At 46.1% G+C, this 17,089-nt stretch carries 17 protein-coding genes; 14 read left to right on the top strand and 3 right to left on the bottom strand.

Translation table 11 applies throughout. The features are described 5' to 3' along the window. Positions 1 to 5: 5 nt before the first annotated feature. From atpA to trpA, 13 genes are all read left to right on the top strand, one after another. On the top strand, positions 6 to 1,514 hold the full coding sequence (gene atpA / locus T408_RS0102850; protein WP_028118607.1) for a F0F1 ATP synthase subunit alpha: 1,509 nt from the start codon (positions 6 to 8) through the stop codon (positions 1,512 to 1,514). Between the two features lie 13 nt (positions 1,515 to 1,527). Next, entirely contained in the window at positions 1,528 to 2,442 is a 915-nt protein-coding gene (gene atpG / locus T408_RS0102855) for an ATP synthase F1 subunit gamma (protein WP_051444757.1), read from the top strand. A gap of 29 nt (positions 2,443 to 2,471) precedes the next feature. Next, positions 2,472 to 3,935, top strand: a complete 1,464-nt coding sequence (atpD, locus tag T408_RS0102860) for a F0F1 ATP synthase subunit beta (RefSeq protein ID WP_028118609.1) — start codon at positions 2,472 to 2,474, stop codon at positions 3,933 to 3,935. 8 nt (positions 3,936 to 3,943) lie between these two features. Continuing rightward, entirely contained in the window at positions 3,944 to 4,372 is a 429-nt protein-coding gene (gene atpC, locus T408_RS0102865) for an ATP synthase F1 subunit epsilon (protein WP_028118610.1), read from the top strand. A gap of 612 nt (positions 4,373 to 4,984) precedes the next feature. Next, a complete protein-coding gene (locus T408_RS0102870) occupies positions 4,985 to 5,269 on the top strand; it encodes a type II toxin-antitoxin system Phd/YefM family antitoxin (RefSeq protein ID WP_235731616.1) in 285 nt (94 codons plus the stop codon). Continuing rightward, complete coding sequence (locus T408_RS0102875) at positions 5,269 to 5,526, top strand: Txe/YoeB family addiction module toxin (RefSeq protein ID WP_028118612.1); 258 nt, start codon at positions 5,269 to 5,271, stop codon at positions 5,524 to 5,526. Before T408_RS0102870 ends, T408_RS0102875 begins: the two co-directional genes overlap by 1 nt. Before the next feature lie 219 nt (positions 5,527 to 5,745). Continuing rightward, positions 5,746 to 6,636, top strand: coding sequence for an NAD(P)-dependent alcohol dehydrogenase (locus T408_RS10675; RefSeq protein WP_084543882.1), 891 nt, complete (start codon positions 5,746 to 5,748; stop codon positions 6,634 to 6,636). Between the two features lie 1,026 nt (positions 6,637 to 7,662). Next, positions 7,663 to 8,835, top strand: coding sequence for an oxidoreductase (locus tag T408_RS0102885; RefSeq protein WP_028118613.1), 1,173 nt, complete (start codon positions 7,663 to 7,665; stop codon positions 8,833 to 8,835). Between the two features lie 663 nt (positions 8,836 to 9,498). Then, complete coding sequence (trpD, locus tag T408_RS0102890; protein ID WP_028118614.1) at positions 9,499 to 10,518, top strand: anthranilate phosphoribosyltransferase; 1,020 nt, start codon at positions 9,499 to 9,501, stop codon at positions 10,516 to 10,518. Beyond that, complete coding sequence (gene trpC / locus T408_RS0102895; RefSeq protein ID WP_028118615.1) at positions 10,515 to 11,312, top strand: indole-3-glycerol phosphate synthase TrpC; 798 nt, start codon at positions 10,515 to 10,517, stop codon at positions 11,310 to 11,312. The genes trpD and trpC overlap by 4 nt, the downstream gene beginning before the upstream one ends. Then, positions 11,302 to 11,904, top strand: coding sequence for a phosphoribosylanthranilate isomerase (locus T408_RS0102900; protein WP_051444759.1), 603 nt, complete (start codon positions 11,302 to 11,304; stop codon positions 11,902 to 11,904). Before trpC ends, T408_RS0102900 begins: the two co-directional genes overlap by 11 nt. Further along, a complete protein-coding gene (gene trpB / locus T408_RS0102905; RefSeq protein ID WP_028118617.1) occupies positions 11,897 to 13,081 on the top strand; it encodes a tryptophan synthase subunit beta in 1,185 nt (394 codons plus the stop codon). The genes T408_RS0102900 and trpB overlap by 8 nt, the downstream gene beginning before the upstream one ends. Beyond that, on the top strand, positions 13,074 to 13,847 hold the full coding sequence (gene trpA / locus T408_RS0102910) for a tryptophan synthase subunit alpha (protein ID WP_028118618.1): 774 nt from the start codon (positions 13,074 to 13,076) through the stop codon (positions 13,845 to 13,847). The genes trpB and trpA overlap by 8 nt, the downstream gene beginning before the upstream one ends. 820 nt (positions 13,848 to 14,667) lie before the next feature. Here the strand turns inward: trpA and T408_RS0102915 are convergent. The 3 genes from T408_RS0102915 to T408_RS0102925 all read right to left on the bottom strand — a co-directional run bounded on the left by T408_RS0102915 (position 14,668) and on the right by T408_RS0102925 (position 16,711). After that, the gene (locus T408_RS0102915) at positions 14,668 to 15,495 is read right to left on the bottom strand and encodes an NAD(P)H-hydrate dehydratase (RefSeq protein WP_028118619.1); all 828 of its coding nucleotides are present in this window, start codon (positions 15,493 to 15,495) and stop codon (positions 14,668 to 14,670) included. A 140-nt stretch (positions 15,496 to 15,635) separates the two neighbouring features. Beyond that, entirely contained in the window at positions 15,636 to 16,343 is a 708-nt protein-coding gene (locus tag T408_RS0102920; protein ID WP_028118620.1) for an LrgB family protein, read from the bottom strand. After that, positions 16,340 to 16,711 (bottom strand): CidA/LrgA family protein, encoded by a 372-nt coding sequence (locus T408_RS0102925; RefSeq protein WP_028118621.1) that lies wholly within the window; start codon positions 16,709 to 16,711, stop codon positions 16,340 to 16,342. Before T408_RS0102925 ends, T408_RS0102920 begins: the two co-directional genes overlap by 4 nt. A 111-nt stretch (positions 16,712 to 16,822) precedes the next feature. Between T408_RS0102925 and T408_RS0102930 the strand changes: the two genes are divergently transcribed. Next, entirely contained in the window at positions 16,823 to 17,086 is a 264-nt protein-coding gene (locus T408_RS0102930; protein ID WP_028118622.1) for a UPF0223 family protein, read from the top strand. Positions 17,087 to 17,089 lie beyond the last annotated feature (3 nt).

Raw genomic sequence — 17,089 nt, forward strand, 5'->3', positions numbered from 1 at the left:
ATCAAATGAGTATTGAATCGATCAAGCAAACCTTGCTCCAAGAGATTGCCGCCTTCCAACCTGAAGAGACAATCGAAGCGGTCGGGACAATTACTTCCATTGGAGACGGGATCGCTCAAGTTAGCGGTCTAGACAAGGTAAAATACGGCGAGATGGTCCAATTTGCTAACGGTACCATCGGTATGGTTCAAAACCTGAATGAAGGTAGCGTCGGGATCATTATCTTTGGTGAATATTCTGATATTCATGAAGGACATATGGTTCGCCGCCTAAACCGGATGATGGAAGTACCTGTCGGAGACAACTTCCTAGGACGGGTCGTCAACCCACTCGGAGAGCCGATTGATGGCTTAGGTACTATTGAAGCTACAGGCTACCGACCAGTAGAGACTGAAGCGCCCGGCATTATGGACCGTCAAAGTGTAGACCAACCGCTACAGACAGGCATTAAAGCCCTAGATGCTCTAGTACCTATTGGACGCGGTCAACGGGAATTGATCATTGGAGACCGTAAGACTGGTAAGACGACTGTCGCAGTGGATGCGATTATCAACCAGAAGGATTCAGATGTCCTTTGTATCTATGTCTCAATCGGTCAAAAGGCTTCGACGGTTAAGAATATCGTCTCTACCTTACAAAAGCATGACGCGATGGACTATACCATTGTGATGTCAGCGACAGCTTCACAAGCGACCTCGCTCCAATATTTGGCTCCTTATGCAGCCACAGCAATGGCCGAAGAGTTTATGTACAATGGCAAGCATGTTCTAATTGTCTATGACGACCTCTCCAAACAAGCGGTCGCTTACCGTGAACTGAGCTTGCTACTTAAACGACCACCTGGACGGGAAGCTTATCCAGGGGATATCTTCTACTTGCACTCACGTTTACTTGAACGTTCAGCTAAGTTGAATGATGCCCTAGGAGGTGGGTCAATTACGGCCTTACCGATCATCGAAACCCAAGGTGGGGATATCTCTGCTTATATTCCAACCAACGTTATCTCAATTACCGATGGTCAGATCTTCCTAGAAAGCGACCTCTTCCTAGCTGGTGTGCGCCCAGCGATTAATGCTGGACTTTCCGTATCCCGGGTAGGTGGATCGGCACAATTACCAGCCATGAAGAAGGTATCCGGTACCTTGCGGATTGACCTAGCCAGCTACCGTGAATTGGAAGCCTTTAGTCAATTTGGTTCCGACTTAGACGAGATGACACGTGCCAGTCTAGCTCACGGGGAAAAGACGGTCGAAATCTTGAAGCAACGTGCACATGAATTGATCCCAGCTTCCAAGCAAATCATTCTTTTCTATGCCTTGGTTAATCAATATTTGAAGCCAGTGGAAGCCAGCAAGGTCAGAGACTTTGAACATGAGTTATACGAGTACTTGGACCGCTACCATGCGGACTTATTAAGAGAAATCGAAACCAAAGGTAAGATTGAAGATTATCAAGTGGTTGATCAATTATTAGAAGCCTTCAGCTCTGACTTTTTGAATGTTTCTGCTGATTAGTTAGGAGGGAATTATGGAATCATTGATTCAAATCAAGCGTAAGATTGACTCTGTCGCTAAGACAGCGCAAATCACCAACGCCATGAAATTGGTTTCCACCTCCAAATACAATAAGATGGTTGAAGAAGCAAAGCATTATGACCAATATGCAGGCCAAGTGCGACAAATGATGACTCAAATGGTTCAAGCACCTATGTACGAGTTACCAGAGAACTTATGGATTGTGGAGGGGCAAAGTGAACAATTCGACTACCGCGACCTCCTGGAAAGGTCCAAAGACCGGAAGATCGGTTATTTGATCATCTCTTCTGACAAGGGATTGGCTGGTAACTATAATTCCAATCTCTTGAAGTCGGTTGAGGCCTTCTTTGACAAGCACCATGCCAGCAAAGAAGACATCAAGGTCTTTGCGATTGGTCAGCCGGTGGTTAAGTTTTGTCACAGCCAGCAAATTGAAGTGGTTCACCAACAACATTATTTACCAGATTATCCGACCTATACCCAAGTGCAGCGGATCATTGAGCGAGCTATAACCCTATACACAGAAGGAGTCTATGATGCCTTGTATATTTGCTATCAACACTCGGTTAATGTCTTGCAAAGTGAGATTCGGATCGAACCCTTCTTGCCACTCAACCACCTCTTACAAAAAGACCAACCAAAGGTATCCTCAGTGGACTATGTCACTGAACCAGGCAACCAAGTTGTCATCAACGAACTCTTACGCCAATATGCTGAGAGTCAGATTTATGGGGCAATTATAGACGCCAAGACAGCTGAACAAGCCAGCCGGATGCAAGCCATGTCGCAAGCAACCGATAATGCAGAGGATATTATTTCTAGTTTGAAACTTCAATACAACAAAGCTCGTCAAGTTAGTGTCACCAATGAAATGTTGGATATTATTAACGGATCGAGTGTTCAATAAAATATTACAAAGAAAGAAGGTAACCATCCATGCGAATTGGACAAATTCACCAAGTAACTGGGCCCGTTGTCGATGTTCGCTTCCCTATTGAAATGGGAACACCAGACAACCGCAGCGCCTTGGTTATTTATCCGAATTTGACTTTAGAGGATTTGAAGGCTGGTAATCTTGAAGGTCAAGAAACAGTGACCGTTGAGATGGCCTTGGACCTTGGGGATGAAGTCGTTCGTGCCATCGCCATGTCAGCGACCGAAGGTCTCGCCAAAGGGATGTTCGTTATCGATACCGAGCATCCGATTCAAGTGCCTGTAGGGAATGCTACCTTGGGACGGGTCTTCAATGTCTTAGGAGAGACCATTGACCAAGGGGAAGAACTACCCCAAGAAACGGAGAAGGCTTCGATCTACCGCCCGGCACCTGCCTATGACCGCTTGACCAACGACTATGAGATCCTAGAGACAGGTATCAAGGTCATTGACCTACTAGCGCCTTACCTCAAGGGAGGTAAGATTGGTCTCTTTGGTGGAGCCGGTGTAGGTAAGACCGTCTTAATCCAAGAACTCATCCACAACATTACCGAAGAAATCGGCGGGATCTCTGTCTTTACTGGGGTTGGAGAACGAAGCCGTGAAGGGAATGACTTGGTTCATGAGATGAGAGAGTCAGGGGTGGATCAGAATACTGCCCTCGTCTTTGGTCAAATGAATGAGCCGCCTGGTGCCCGGATGCGGACTGTCTTAACCGGTCTAACCATGGCCGAACACTTCCGCGACACCCAGCACCAAGATGTACTCTTGTTTGTCGATAACATCTACCGATTTACCCAGGCAGGTTCAGAAGTATCGGCCTTACTCGGTCGGATGCCTTCTGCCGTGGGTTACCAACCGACCTTGGCTTCAGAAATGGGCCAAATGCAAGAACGGATTGCTTCCACTGTGGATGGATCGATTACATCAATTCAAGCTGTCTATGTGCCAGCCGATGACTACACTGACCCGGCACCAGCGACAACCTTTACCCACTTGGATGCGACCACCAACTTGGACCGGAAGTTAACCGAGCAGGGGATCTATCCAGCTGTCAACCCACTGGAATCTTCCTCTATTGCCTTATCTGAAGACATCGTAGGGGACCGCCATTACCGCGTAGCTCGTCAAGTCCAAGCGACCCTACAACGTTACAATGAATTGCAAGATATTATTGCCATTCTAGGGGTCGATGAGTTAAGTGACGATGAACAATTAATCGTTAAGCGGGCTCGCCGGATGCAACTCTTCCTATCACAGAACTTCCACGTCGCTGAAGCCTTTACCGGTATTCCAGGAAGTTTTGTCACCATTGAAGAGACTTTAAGTGGCTTTGAAGCGATTCTTGCCGGTCAATATGATGATTATCCAGAAGAAGCCTTCCGTAATGTCGGTAACATCCAACAAATGGAAGAAAAGGCCTTGAAGTTAGGCTACCAGCCTAAAAGTCAAGACTCAGAAAATTAGGTGATCAGATGACACAGAGACAAACAGTCCGAATCTCATCACCGGAAGGAATCATCTACCAACAAGAAGCCTATAGTGTGAATGCCCAGACCATTGACACCGGGGTAACCATCTTGCCTCACCACGTCCCTTATATGACCGTTGTCAGCCGAGGAATCGTGGAAGTCAAGGACAGCCTAGAAGCTAGCGAGAGCGACTATATCGCCCTCAGTGGTGGTATTCTGGAAGTCAACAACAACCAGACATCCATTGTCTGCAACTACGCTATTCACGCCAAAAGTCCTGAGGAAGGCAAGCTACTCCTGGACAAGCAAGAAGCCGAAGTAGAAGCTGCCCAAGCCCTCAGCCGTGACGATACGGTTGCCTACCAACGAGCCCAAGTCAATATCAAGCGGGCCTTGAACCAGTTGGACGCTGGGCAGACTAAGGGATTTTAATTAACAATCAATATGAGGCTAGCACACATTGATAGCTAGCTTGCCTCAATCTAAAAAGCCGAACTTTCTATTCCTAAAGGAAGAAAGTTCGGCTTTTTTTCATTTTGATCTTTAATCACTGTGCTAAGGGCGTTCTATCACCCTTGAAAATAATTTGAAGTGCGATGGGCCCTCTCAATTGCCCCTGAAATAAATTTGAAGTGCGATAGGGGTGTTCTATTACCCTTGAAATAAATTTGGGGTGTAATCGGGGCGTTCTATCGCCCTTGAAACAAATTTGAAGTGCGATAGGGTTGTCCCATTCCCCTTGAAAAGAATTTGAAGTGTAATAGGAGCGCTCTATTCCCCTTGAAATGAATTTGGAGTGCAATAGACCTGCCCCATTTCCCTTGAAAAATTTTGAGTGTGATAGAAGTACGCCATCCCTTTTGAAATAAATTTCAAAGTGAATAGAAGGGTCACTAGCCACCTTCAGGAGATCGGCCCCAGAATTGAGGCACCCTTTGGCAGCTAATAAGACTTACTTGAATCTTTTTGTGTTTATAGGATTGTTTAGTCCACTAGACCAGCTCCACCTAGGTGGTTGGTGTAGGAGAACTAGGCATTGCTATTATGTACAAGATATTGTACAATATTAGTGAGGTGATCAAGATGGAGACAACCAATTATAGTGATTTTAGACAAAACTTAAAGACTTATATGGATCAAATTAATGAGCATTCCTTGGAATATACAGTGACTAGTCAAAATGGTAATGATGTCGTTGTCTTAGCTAAAAAGGACTTTGATTCTTTAATGGAAACTCACTACTTATTATCGAGTAAAGCCAATCGAGAGAATTTATGGGCTGCCATGGAGGAACTTGATCAAGGTGATTTTATTGATGAGGACTTGTAATGAAAGTCAGATGGAGTAAAAGGGCTTATAAAGAGAAAGAAATTTGGCGGAATAAAGATAAGAAAATTTACCAAAAAATCATTCAATTACTTGAAAACATCAAGGACACGCCCTATTCAGGTCTAGGCAAACCGGAACTCTTAAGGTATGAGCTCAGTGGCTTCTGGTCGAGACGAATCACGATTGAACACCGATTGGTCTATCGGGTGGTGGAAGGTCGGATTGAAGTGTTGTCATGTATGTATCACTATGATTAGCTGTTTGAATTCAGATTACAATATGCTAGAATTTAAGTGCCAGAACCCACTACGTTCCCTGATTTCAAAACCTAGTGGGTCATTTTTTTGATGTCTTTTTGTTAGTAAGATGATCTTATGCTTTATCGAAGCATTTTTGTAGAAATTCGGGCTTACACTTATCCGTTAAATCAATGAATTGGTCGAGCGAATAAGATTAAACATCGACTAGTCTATCGGTTGGTCGAAGCAATAGGTGACCGCGTTCATGAGTTTGAAGTAGGAGACCATGTGGTGATGTCTTATGCCCACTGTGGTCATTGTTCACATTGCTTGTCCGGCTATCCGACTACCTGCTTGAACTTCAATGAGCTGAACTTCGGCGGGCATACAGAAGATGGGGGCCACACTCATGAACTTGACGGTCAGCCCGTGAGTCTCTTTTTTGGTCAGTCATCCTTTGCAACTTACGCCAATGTTGAAGAGAAGAATCTGGTCAAGGTGCCCAAAGATTTAGATCTCGTTAAGCTAGCGCCATTAGGCTGTGGAATCCAGACAGGTGCAGGGACAGTTCTCAATGCCTTTGATGCTAAATTGGGGGATAGTATTGTTGTTCTAGGTGTGGGTGCGGTCGGTTTAAGTGCGATTATGGCTGCAAAGATTGCTGGTTACAAGCATATCATTGCCGTGAATCGCAATGACGACAAGCTGGAAATGGCGCAGCATTTTGGTGCTACTGACTTGATTAATAATAAGCATAACCCGGATATTGCTGCTCAAGTTAAAGAAATTACTGGTGGTGGGGCTAAGTACGCCATCGATACAACCGGAAATACCGACATTATTGTCCAAGGCCTTCACAGCCTTCAGCCTCGAGGTGAACTGGCTGTGGTAGGGATGAACTTAGATTTTCAGATGAATATGCAAGAAGACTTGATGGCCGAAGGAAAGACTTTGAAGGGCGTTATTGAAGGTGATTCGATACCGAAGCTATTTATTCCTGAACTCATTGAATACTACCGTCAAGGCCAATTCCCATTTGATGATATGATTACGGTGTTTGACTTTGAAGACTTACAACGGGCTTTTGAAGAGCGCTCGATTAAACCAGTGGTAAGAATATCGGAATAGTCTGTCACCTAGACTAATAATTGATAACCAGAAAGCGATAAAACGTACTTTGTCATAGTGAGAGTTAAACTGAAAGTGACACTCTAACAAGCGAAGTATCCGTTCTTATCGCTTTTTTGCACTTAAAGGAGGCCGTGCCCCCTGAACTTAATTTGCCACGAAAAAAGTTGGAGTGTGATAGTCTCGTTCCATTGCCCATGAAATGAATTGGGAGTGTGATGGTCCCGCGCCATTGCCCTTGAAATAAATTTGGAGTGTGATGAGCTCGCGCCATTGCCTTCGAAATAAATTTGAAGTGTGATGAGCCCGCGCCATTGCCCTTGAAAAAACTTTGGAGTGGGATAGCCCTAGCCCATTGCCCTTGAAAAAACTTTGGAGTGGGATAGGCCCGCTCAATCGCCCTTGAAAATTAATTTGGGATGCGATTGTACCAGGCCATTGCCCTCGAAATAAATTTAGAGTGTGATGGTCCCGCGCCATTGCCCTTGAAAATTAATTTTGAGTGCGATGAGCCCGCGCTATTGCCCTTGAAATAGATTTGAAGTACGATTGGACCATCCTATTGCCCTCGAAATAAATTTGGGGTGTGATTGCACCAGCCCATTGCCCTTGAAATAGATTTGAAGGGCGATAGAAGCACCCAATCACCCTCGAAATAAATTTGGATTGCGATTGGATCGTTCCATTGCCCTTGAAATAAATTTGAAGTGCGATAGAAGCACTCAATCACCCTTGAAATAAATTTGAAGAACAATAGCCGAGCACCGTTCCTCTATATCTAGTCTTAACATAATATTCTTGTTAGTTATTTCTTTGGACGCGCCTTTTTATCTTTCCTCTCAGTCAATCAAACTTCCATTTTTAACCTTCTCCAATCTCCTCTGAGGAAAGTACGAACCACTTCCGATCTAGTTAATTTCTTATCTGGCGAATCGGATGAAAATGAACGAATTCGATGATAAATGCTTTTAATACAAGCTTTTGGTCTGTTATAATCAACTCCAATCTCTGGAAAGGATGATTAGGATGACCAAACAATTAACAGATACGATTACTTTTCGCCATGGCGCTCAAGTTGGGAATCGACTGGTTCAGCCAGCCATGTTGACTAATAGTGGTCAAAATGACGGCTTTATTAGCCAGGATACCTTGGATTATTACAGCGCCCGGTCGCGTTCGGCAGGGATGATCTTGGTAGAATACTGCTATGTCAGTCAGAATGGCGGTCCAGCCCTAACCAAGAGTTTGCACCGTCAACAGTTGGGGATCCATACTGATGCGCATACTGAAGGCTTGGCTCAAGTAGCTCAAGTGCTTCAAAAAGATGGGCACAAGGCCTTGTGTCAATTAGCCCATACGGGTCGAGAAGCGGCTTACCGCATTCAATTAGGTGAAGATGTGGTAGCTCCTTCAGCGATTGACTACGACTTCTTAGATTACCCGGTGCGGGCCTTAACGGGTCAGGAAGTGGAAGCGATTATTGAAGCTTTTGGTCAGGCTACTCGGCGAGCCATTGCAGCGGGCTTTGACGGGGTGGAAATCCATGGTGCCAATCATTATCTGATCCAACAGTTCTTCTCTCAAACTTCCAACCACCGAGAAGACCAGTGGGGTGGTAGCTTGGCTAATCGAGCGCGTTTTGCGATTGAAGTGACTCGGTCAGTCGTTGAAGCGGCCCGCAAATACGGAGCGCCAGATGACTTTATCATTGGTTACCGGATTAGTCCGGAAGAAATCCATGGTGATCAAGTAGGCTATGATTATCAGGAATCTAATCACTTGATTCAAGCCCTTACCGATCAATTTGACTTGGATTATATCCACTTGTCGCTACCTCATTATCAAGCAGGCCCTAGTGGACTCGACCAATCTTATGCTGAATTGGTTCAAGACTTCTTGCCTGAAGAAGTCAAATTAGTGATAGTCGGACAGGTTTTTGACGAAGAGACAGCTAAGGATGCTCTAGCCCATACGGACCTTGTCGCAACGGGTCGGGCGACGATTATTGACCCTGAGTTCGGACACAAGATTGACCAAGGTTTAGGCCATGAGATCGTGACAGCTATCTCACCTGAACAATTAAGTCGGGCTCACTGGACACCGGGTCTGGTTCACCTCTTTACCCAACCTCAGGGGGCACCTTACTTGAAGGGCCAAGAGACCATTAGTGACCTGTATGACCAGTATCCATTAATCTAGAGTCTAAATGAGCTAATTCTAACAAAATTAAAAAAAGATAAATATTTAGCTTGATTTTTATCATTTAATGATTTAAACTATTAAAAATTTACAAACTGTTGAAGAGGAAGTAACATTAAATCAGCTAACTACTAGCGAAGACGGAGGGTGGGAGCGTCTAGTTAGCTTAATGGATGGGCCTCGGAGGGTAAGGTGAAGGGTAGTAGCCTTAACGTGTGACGATCGTTAAATCGTTATAAATAATAGCGATATTATTTAGTGAGCGGATCTCTGTTGAGATCAATCAAGGTGGCACCGCAGGTTAGAAGCACTTGTCCTTAATCATTCTTTGGAATGGTTAAAGACGAGTGCTTTTTTGAATAGATAGATAAACTTAAGATTGGGAATAGTTAGACCAAGAACCTGACAGCAAGAACGTGATGATGGAAGACGTTTAGGGGATAGCTAACGATGGGCCCGAGTAACTAAGGATGGCTAAACTGCTTTAGTGGGCGGTGAACCGTTACGCAAGACTGGCGTTATCATCAGTCAGGAGTTGATAGACTCTAGTAAGTGGGTATTTAGATGCCAACAGAGGTGGTACCGCAGGTTGATGACTTGTCCTCATTTCTCTTTTTGGGAGAAATGGGGGCATTTTTTATATATAGAATAGGAGTGGTAGGAATGCAAGCAACTATAGAAACGATTATTAATGGACAGGACTTGAGTTATGACCAAGCTTATCATGCCGTTGAAGAGATGATGACTGGCCAGGTCAACCCCGCACAGATGGCAGCTTATCTAACAGCCTTGGCCATGAAGGGGGAGACGGACCTTGAGATTGCTGGATCAGCAGCAGCCATACGGGACCAGGCGGTTAAGATCACGACCCCAAATCCCAGCTTAGAAATTGTCGGGACAGGAGGCGACCAGTCCTATTCATTCAATGTCTCATCAACAGCAGCCCTAGTGATTGCAGCCAGTGGGGTCCCGGTAGCCAAGCATGGTAACCGGTCCGCTTCTTCTAAGTCGGGAGCAGCCGATTGTATGGAGGCTCTTGGGATTAACCTGGACCAAGACCCAGAATTAGCCCAGGCTTTACTTGAAGAATTGGGGATCTGCTTCTTGTTTGCCCAGAATTACCATCAATCCATGAAGTATGTAGCTCCTATTCGTAAGGACTTGGCCTTCAAGACGGTCTTTAATATTTTGGGCCCGATCACTAATCCAGCTTGTCCGACTTATCAATTATTAGGTGTCTATAAAGAAGAATTAGTCCAACCCATGGCTAAAGTAATCCAAAGTCTAGGCGTCAAGAGAGGCATGGTGGTCTATGGTCAAGACGGGATGGATGAAGTATCTATCTCGGCTCCAACTTCTGCCTTATTCTTTGATGGTGACCAGGAGACCACCTTTACCATTGAGCCCGAGTCCTATGGATTCCCAAGCTATAAAAAGCAAGAAATCGTTGGTGGCGATCCTCAGGAGAACGCAGCCATTACTCGTGGCATCTTGCAAGGAGTGATTCACGGGGCGAAGCGGGATATAGTCTTGCTGAATGCTGCTTGTGGCTTGTATGTAGCGGGACGAGCGGTGGATATCCCACAAGGTATCACTCTAGCTCGGCGGATGATTGATTCTGGCCAGGCCTACCGCCTCCTGCAAGCTTATATTAGAGCCAGTCAGAAAGGAGTCAAGGCATGATTCTCGATCAACTCGCTCAATACAGCCGAGATCGGGTCCGCTTAGCCCAAGCTTCTAAGAGTCTATCAGCGATCCAGGCCGAAGCTCTGGCCTTACCCAGAGGCGACTTTCCCTTCGAAAAGGCAATGGCCAATCCGGGTCTTAGCCTAATTGGTGAAGTTAAGAAGGCGTCTCCTTCCAAGGGGATCATTTCGGAGGATTTTCCATATTTGGAGATTGCTGACCAGTATCAGACCAGTGGCGTTGATGCGATTTCCGTCTTAACGGAACCCAAGTGGTTCCTAGGATCTGATCAGATCTTCCAAGCCATTCGGCAAAGGGTGGACCTTCCGATGTTACGCAAGGATTTCACGGTGGATCCCTATCAGATCTATGAGGCTAAGTTGTTAGGGGCTGATTGTGTACTAGTGATTGTAGCTCTATTGGATCAAGACTTAGGCCGGCTTCAAGACTACTTAAGTCTCTGTGATCAATTGGGCTTGTCTGCGTTAGTTGAAGCCCATGACTTAGGGGAGATTGAGCTAGCCTGCCAGGCTGGAGCCCGGATCATTGGTGTAAATAATCGGAATTTGAAGGACTTCTCAGTAGACTTCAACAACGCCGAGCGCTTGCGTGATGCAGTTCCTGAAGGAATCCTCTTCGTCGCTGAAAGCGGGGTCCAGACTGTTAGCGATGTTCAAGCAGTGACCCGATTGGGAGCGGATGCCGTCCTAGTTGGGGAGGCCTTGATGCGCCAGAAGCAACCGGGTGATTTGGTGAGGGCTTTCAAGCGGGGGGCGGCTGATGCAAGTTAAGATTTGTGGCTTGAAGCGATTAGAAGATGTCGCCTACTGCAACCAAGCTGGCGTTGACTATGTAGGTTTTATCCTGGATTACCCCAAGAGCCCGCGTTATTTAAGGCCAGGTCAACTAGCTCCACTCAGTTCGGCCGTTGGGCCGGGTATTCAAAAAGTGGGAGTCTTTGTTGACCCGGACTTAGCGACCGTTACCGGCTTATTGGAGCAAGGCTTGATTGATATTGCCCAACTGCACGGCCAGGAAAGTCCAGACGAGATTCGCTTTTTGCAGGAAGTGACCAACTGTCCGATCTGGAAGGCTTTTGGTATTCAAGGACCCGCTGATGTTGTGGAGGCTCAAGCCAGCCCAGCAGACCGGGTCTTGTTGGACTACAAGCAAGCCGGAAGCGGGCAAAGCTTTGATTGGCGCTTAATTCAAGGAATCGACCGGCCCTATATCTTAGCGGGAGGCTTGAATGCTAGTAAGATCAGGCAGGCTCTTTCACAGCTACAACCTGAAGCGATTGATTTATCCTCGGGTGTTGAGACGAATGGTTACAAAGACTTAGATAAAATAAAAGAAATAGTGAGGGTGGTTAAAGATGTCTAAAGGAAGATTTGGGGAATTTGGGGGGCAATTCATCGCCGAAACCTTGATGCCCACAATTATTGAACTAGAAAAGGCCTATAAGTTTTACAAGGAGGATCCGCTTTTTCAGGAGGAGTTGACTGAACTCTTGAATCAGTATGCGGGTCGCCCTAGCTTGCTCTATTATGCGGAGAATATGACCCGGGACTTGGGTGGGGCTAAGATCTATCTCAAGCGAGAAGACTTGAATCATACGGGTGCTCATAAGATTAATAACGTGCTCGGTCAGGTCTTGATGGCTAAGAAGATGGGCAAAAAACGGATTATCGCTGAGACCGGGGCGGGCCAACATGGAGTAGCAACCGCTACCGCTTGCGCCTTGTTGAATCTGGATTGCGTGATCTATATGGGTCAACACGATATAGTTAGGCAGGCCTTGAATGTCTACCGGATGAAACTCCTTGGGGCAGAGGTGGTCTCTGTAAGGTCTGGTACCGGGACTTTGAAGGATGCCGTCAATGAAACGATGAAAGAATGGACCCGCCGAATGGATGATACCCATTATTGCATCGGTTCTGCCATGGGGCCCCATCCCTTCCCGACAATGGTGAAGGACTTCCAGAGTGTTATCTCCAAGGAACTAAAAAGCCAGATTCTAAAGGCAGAGGGGCGCTTACCGGATGCTGTCCTGGCTTGTGTAGGTGGGGGATCTAATGCAATTGGTAGCTTTGCTGCCTTCATCGATGACCTAGACGTCCGCTTGATAGGTTGTGAAGGGGCAGGCCACGGGATAGATTCGCCTGATTCAGCGGCTACCATGCAGGTCGGACGAACAGGTGTCTACCACGGGATGAAGACCATTCTCGCTCAAGACAGTGATGGTCAAGTTCAACCGGTCTATTCCATTTCGGCTGGGCTAGACTATCCAGGCGTGGGCCCAGAACATGCCTATCTAGCCGCTATTCTCCGGGCAGAATATGTCCCTGTAACCGATGAAGAAGCAGTTCAAGCCTTTGAATATCTCAGCCGAACCGAAGGGATTATCCCCGCTATCGAATCTGCCCACGCCGTCGCTTACGCGATCCGATTAGCCCAAGAGATGAATCCAGATCAGATTATTTGTTTGACCTTGTCCGGCCGGGGGGACAAGGATTGCGCAGCTATTGCACGTTACCGAGGGGAGGAAATTTATGAGTAAACTAGAAGCAGTTTTTTCAGAGGGCAAGGCTTTTATTCCTTATATTACAGCCGGTTACCCAGACCTAGAGAGCACGGAAGCTTATATTCAAGCCTTGGCTCAAGAAGGAGCTAGTATTATCGAGATCGGCATTCCCTTCTCAGATCCCACTGCAGAAGGGCCAGTTATCCAACACGCTATTGAGCAAGCTCTTGATAAGGGGATTCGAACGGATGATATCTTTGATATGGTGGCCCGCTTAGAAGATCAGGTGTCGGCGCCTTTGGTCTTCATGACCTACGCCAATATCGTCTTCGGCTACGGCCTTGAGGCCTTTTTCCAGCGCTGCCAAGCGGTCGGTATTCAAGGGCTGATCCTGCCCGATGTTCCCTACGAGGAAAAAGAGGAATTGGCCTCCTATACAAAAAAATACGGCATTCCCCTAATCTCCCTGATCGCTCCAACATCCAAAGGGCGAATTCGCCAGATTGCCGGGGAGGCCGACGGCTTCCTCTACGTCGTCTCTTCCTTAGGTTTAACCGGAACTCGAGAATCGATCCAAACCGATCTTTCCAGCATGATCCAAGCCATTCGTCAGGCCAATCCCGACCTACCGGCAGCGATCGGCTTTGGGATCTCGGGACCAGACCAAGCCCAGCAAATGGCTCAACTAGCAGATGGTGTCATCATTGGCTCAGCAATCATGAAGTTGATTGATCAATACCAGGACCAAGCTGAGCCAGCCATTCGGGACTATGCACGCGCCATTGTTGAAGCGATTCGTTAGTTGAGATGCTGGTGATACTTGATTGACAAGTGGAATCGTGTCGAATGTAGCTTTAGCCAAGTGTGAATGTGTTCCCTTGAAATAAATTTGAAATGCGATGGGGGTCGCACTATCGCCCTTGAAATATATTTGGAGTGTGATGGGGTTGTCCTATTGCCTTTGAAAAATAAATTGGAGTGTGATGGGGTCATTCTATTGCCCTTGAAACAAATTTGAAGTGCGATGGGGTCGTTCTATTCCCCTTGAAAATAATTTGGAGTGTGATGGGGTCATTCTATTGCCCTTGAAACAAATTTGAAGTGCGATGGGGTCGTTCTATTCCCCTTGAAAATAAATTGGAGTGTGATGGGGTCATTCTATTACCTTTGAAAATAAATTGAAGTGCGATGGGGTCGTTCTATTACCCTTGAAAATAATTTGAAGTGCGATGGGGTCGTTCTATTCCCCTTGAAAATAATTTGGAGTGTGATGGGTCCGCTCTATTCCCCTTGAAAATAAATTGGAGTGTGATAGGGTTGCGCCATTCCCCTTGAAAATAAATTGAAGTGTGATGGGGTCATCCTATTCCCCTTGAAAATAAATTGAAGTGCGATGGGGTCGTTCTATTCCCCTTGAAAATAATTTGGAGTGTGATGGGTCCGCTCTATTCCTCTTGAAAATAAATTGGAGTGTGATAGGGTTGCTCTATCGCCTTTGAAAATAAATTGGAGTGTGATGGGGTCATCCTATTGCCCTTGAAACAAGTTTGAAGTGTGATAGTCGCCTTCATTTCCCCTCGAAATTTATTTCAAGGGGAATGGGGACATAATCCCTACCGCCATTAATGAGAACCTTGCTTTAAATAGTAGGGAATCTGCTCAGAAATCTGACTAGGGAGGACTACATACTGCTTTTCTGCCAAGGTTTCAGCAATATAACTGTGGAGGTAGACGGCTGATAGGATGGCTTGATCTGCTGATTGGTAGGGCTGGCCTAAGAATCCCGCAATCATACCAGCAAGGGTGTCTCCCATTCCTCCGGTCGCTTGTGCGGGAGTCCCGCAGGTGTTTAGCCAAATCTCATCTCTCAGATAGATCTGGGTTCGGTGTCCCTTTAGAACCAGCTTGACTCCAAGATTACTAGCAAGCGCTTGGTTTAGTGTCAGACTTTGTTCTTCAGGAGCTAGGTCCGTCAAGTATTGCCATTCGCCTAGGTGGGGAGTGATAATGAAGTTTTGGCAAGGTGAATCTAGCCCCAGTTTCTTAAAGTGATGAAGGCCATCGGCGTCCAAGATCAGTGTTTGATCCGGCCGGATATGGTGGAAAACGGTTTCCATAATTGCGGCTTCTTGAGGTCCTCTGGACAAGCCTGGTCCCAGGAGAATGATTTCATTTTTTTGGACGGCTTGGATTAAGGCTTCCTGGTCATAGAGGTCCAGGAACATGGCCTCAGGAAGATGACTATAGAGGGCTGTTTTGTTGGAGGGATCACTAGCTACCGTCAAGAGACCGGCCCCGGAATAGAGACTTCCCTTGGCAGCTAGAATAATCGCTCCGCCCATGGTTCGGTGGCCGCCAATGAGGAGCACGCGTCCATAGTCTCCTTTATGCGACTCAGCGGGCCGGATAGGTAACCATTCTTGCACTAAGTCTGCCGTTATTTTCTGCATCTTTCATTCCTCCATTCTAGTCTTAGCATAATCCAAAATTCTCTAAATATAAAGAAAAAGACCGCTAGCAGTCAGTAAAAATTGACTCTTAGCGGTCTTTAAAAATAGCCATCTGGGTCTGATCGGACCCAATGTCCTGATTATAAGAAAAAGGCCTGCAAGAGGCCTCCTACCAGTGGGGTGAGGAGGATAACAGCCAGGCCGGTGACAATCAAGGCAACGGAAGACATGGCTCCTTGAACTTCTCCCATCTTGATCGCTTGAGAAGTCCCCATGGCGTGAGCGCTAGTTCCCATCGCTACCCCTTGGGCGACTTCATGCTTGATACCGAATTTATCCATCACCTTAGGCCCTACTACGGCTCCCAAGGTTCCAGTCGCAATGACCAAGGCGATCGTCAAGGAGACAATTCCTCCAAGTGAATCGGTGGCACTGATGGCGATGGCGGTTGTAATGGATTTAGGATAGATGGTGGCTACCATCTCAAAATTAAAGTTGAAGACCAAGGCCAAGGCCACAACTAAGACCGTGTGAATAATAGTACCCGTTAGACAACCAATCAAGATTGGCAGCAAGTAAGTCTTGAGATAGACAAAGTTTTTTTCCAAGTTGATGGCTAGAGCAACTGTTGCCGGTGTCACCAACCAGGAGAAGACTTGGGCACCTTGGTTGTAGGTGTCATATTCAATACCTGTTACCATTAGGATGAGAATAATACTAATAATAGCGAAGACGAGAGGGCTAAACAGGGCAATAGGCCAACGTTTATAGAGCTTGTCACCTAAGAGGAACATCCCCAAGGTTAAGACAATCCCAAACAAAGGGGTATCAATCATACTTTGGATCATGATTTTCTTCCTTTCTTGATTTCTTTAGCAATTGAGAATTGGACCGTCTTACCTGTGACTACCATGGTAATCAGGGTAGTCAAGACGACTAGTAGAATTAATTGCCACCAAATGTCCTTAAGCACATGGAATTGATTCATCAAGGCCACACCACCTGGAACGAACAGGATCGCCATATTGCCAGTTAACCAAGAACCCGATTCATCCACTTCTTCCATCGGCAAGATTTGATAATGCAAACACAAAAATAGCAAGATCATACCAATTACACTGCCCGGTAATGTCAGAATCGGACGAATGAGAATCGATAAGACCTCGCCTAGGAACGAGAAGAAAAATAACCAAAATAATTGCTTGTAAATCTTCATAACTACCACTCCTCCTTAATAGGGCTTATGGTATACTATTATAAACTAATCCCTTTCGTTGGGAAAGAAGTGGAGTCGTTTTCAACGAAGGGAAATTTAGGAGGAGATAGGATGGCTAATTTTTCATATCCCATTCAAGACGATTGGACCACTGAAGAAACAGCCAAGGTTGTAACTTTTCTAGCTACAGTTGAGCGGGTCTATCACGAAGGCGTCCCTCAGGAGCGGTTCGCTAAAGACTATCAAGCTTATCAGACTGTCATTGATTCCATCGCGGCGCAAAAGCGCTTGGAACGTCAATTTGATTATTCAATCTATCAAGCCGTTAAGTATTGGCGAGAAAATAAAGATCATCTAAAAACCATTAAACTATAAGGA

Origin of the sequence: Hutsoniella sourekii ATCC 700629 (assembly GCF_000518205.1) — a bacterium.
GTDB lineage: Bacteria > Bacillota > Bacilli > Lactobacillales > Aerococcaceae > Hutsoniella > Hutsoniella sourekii.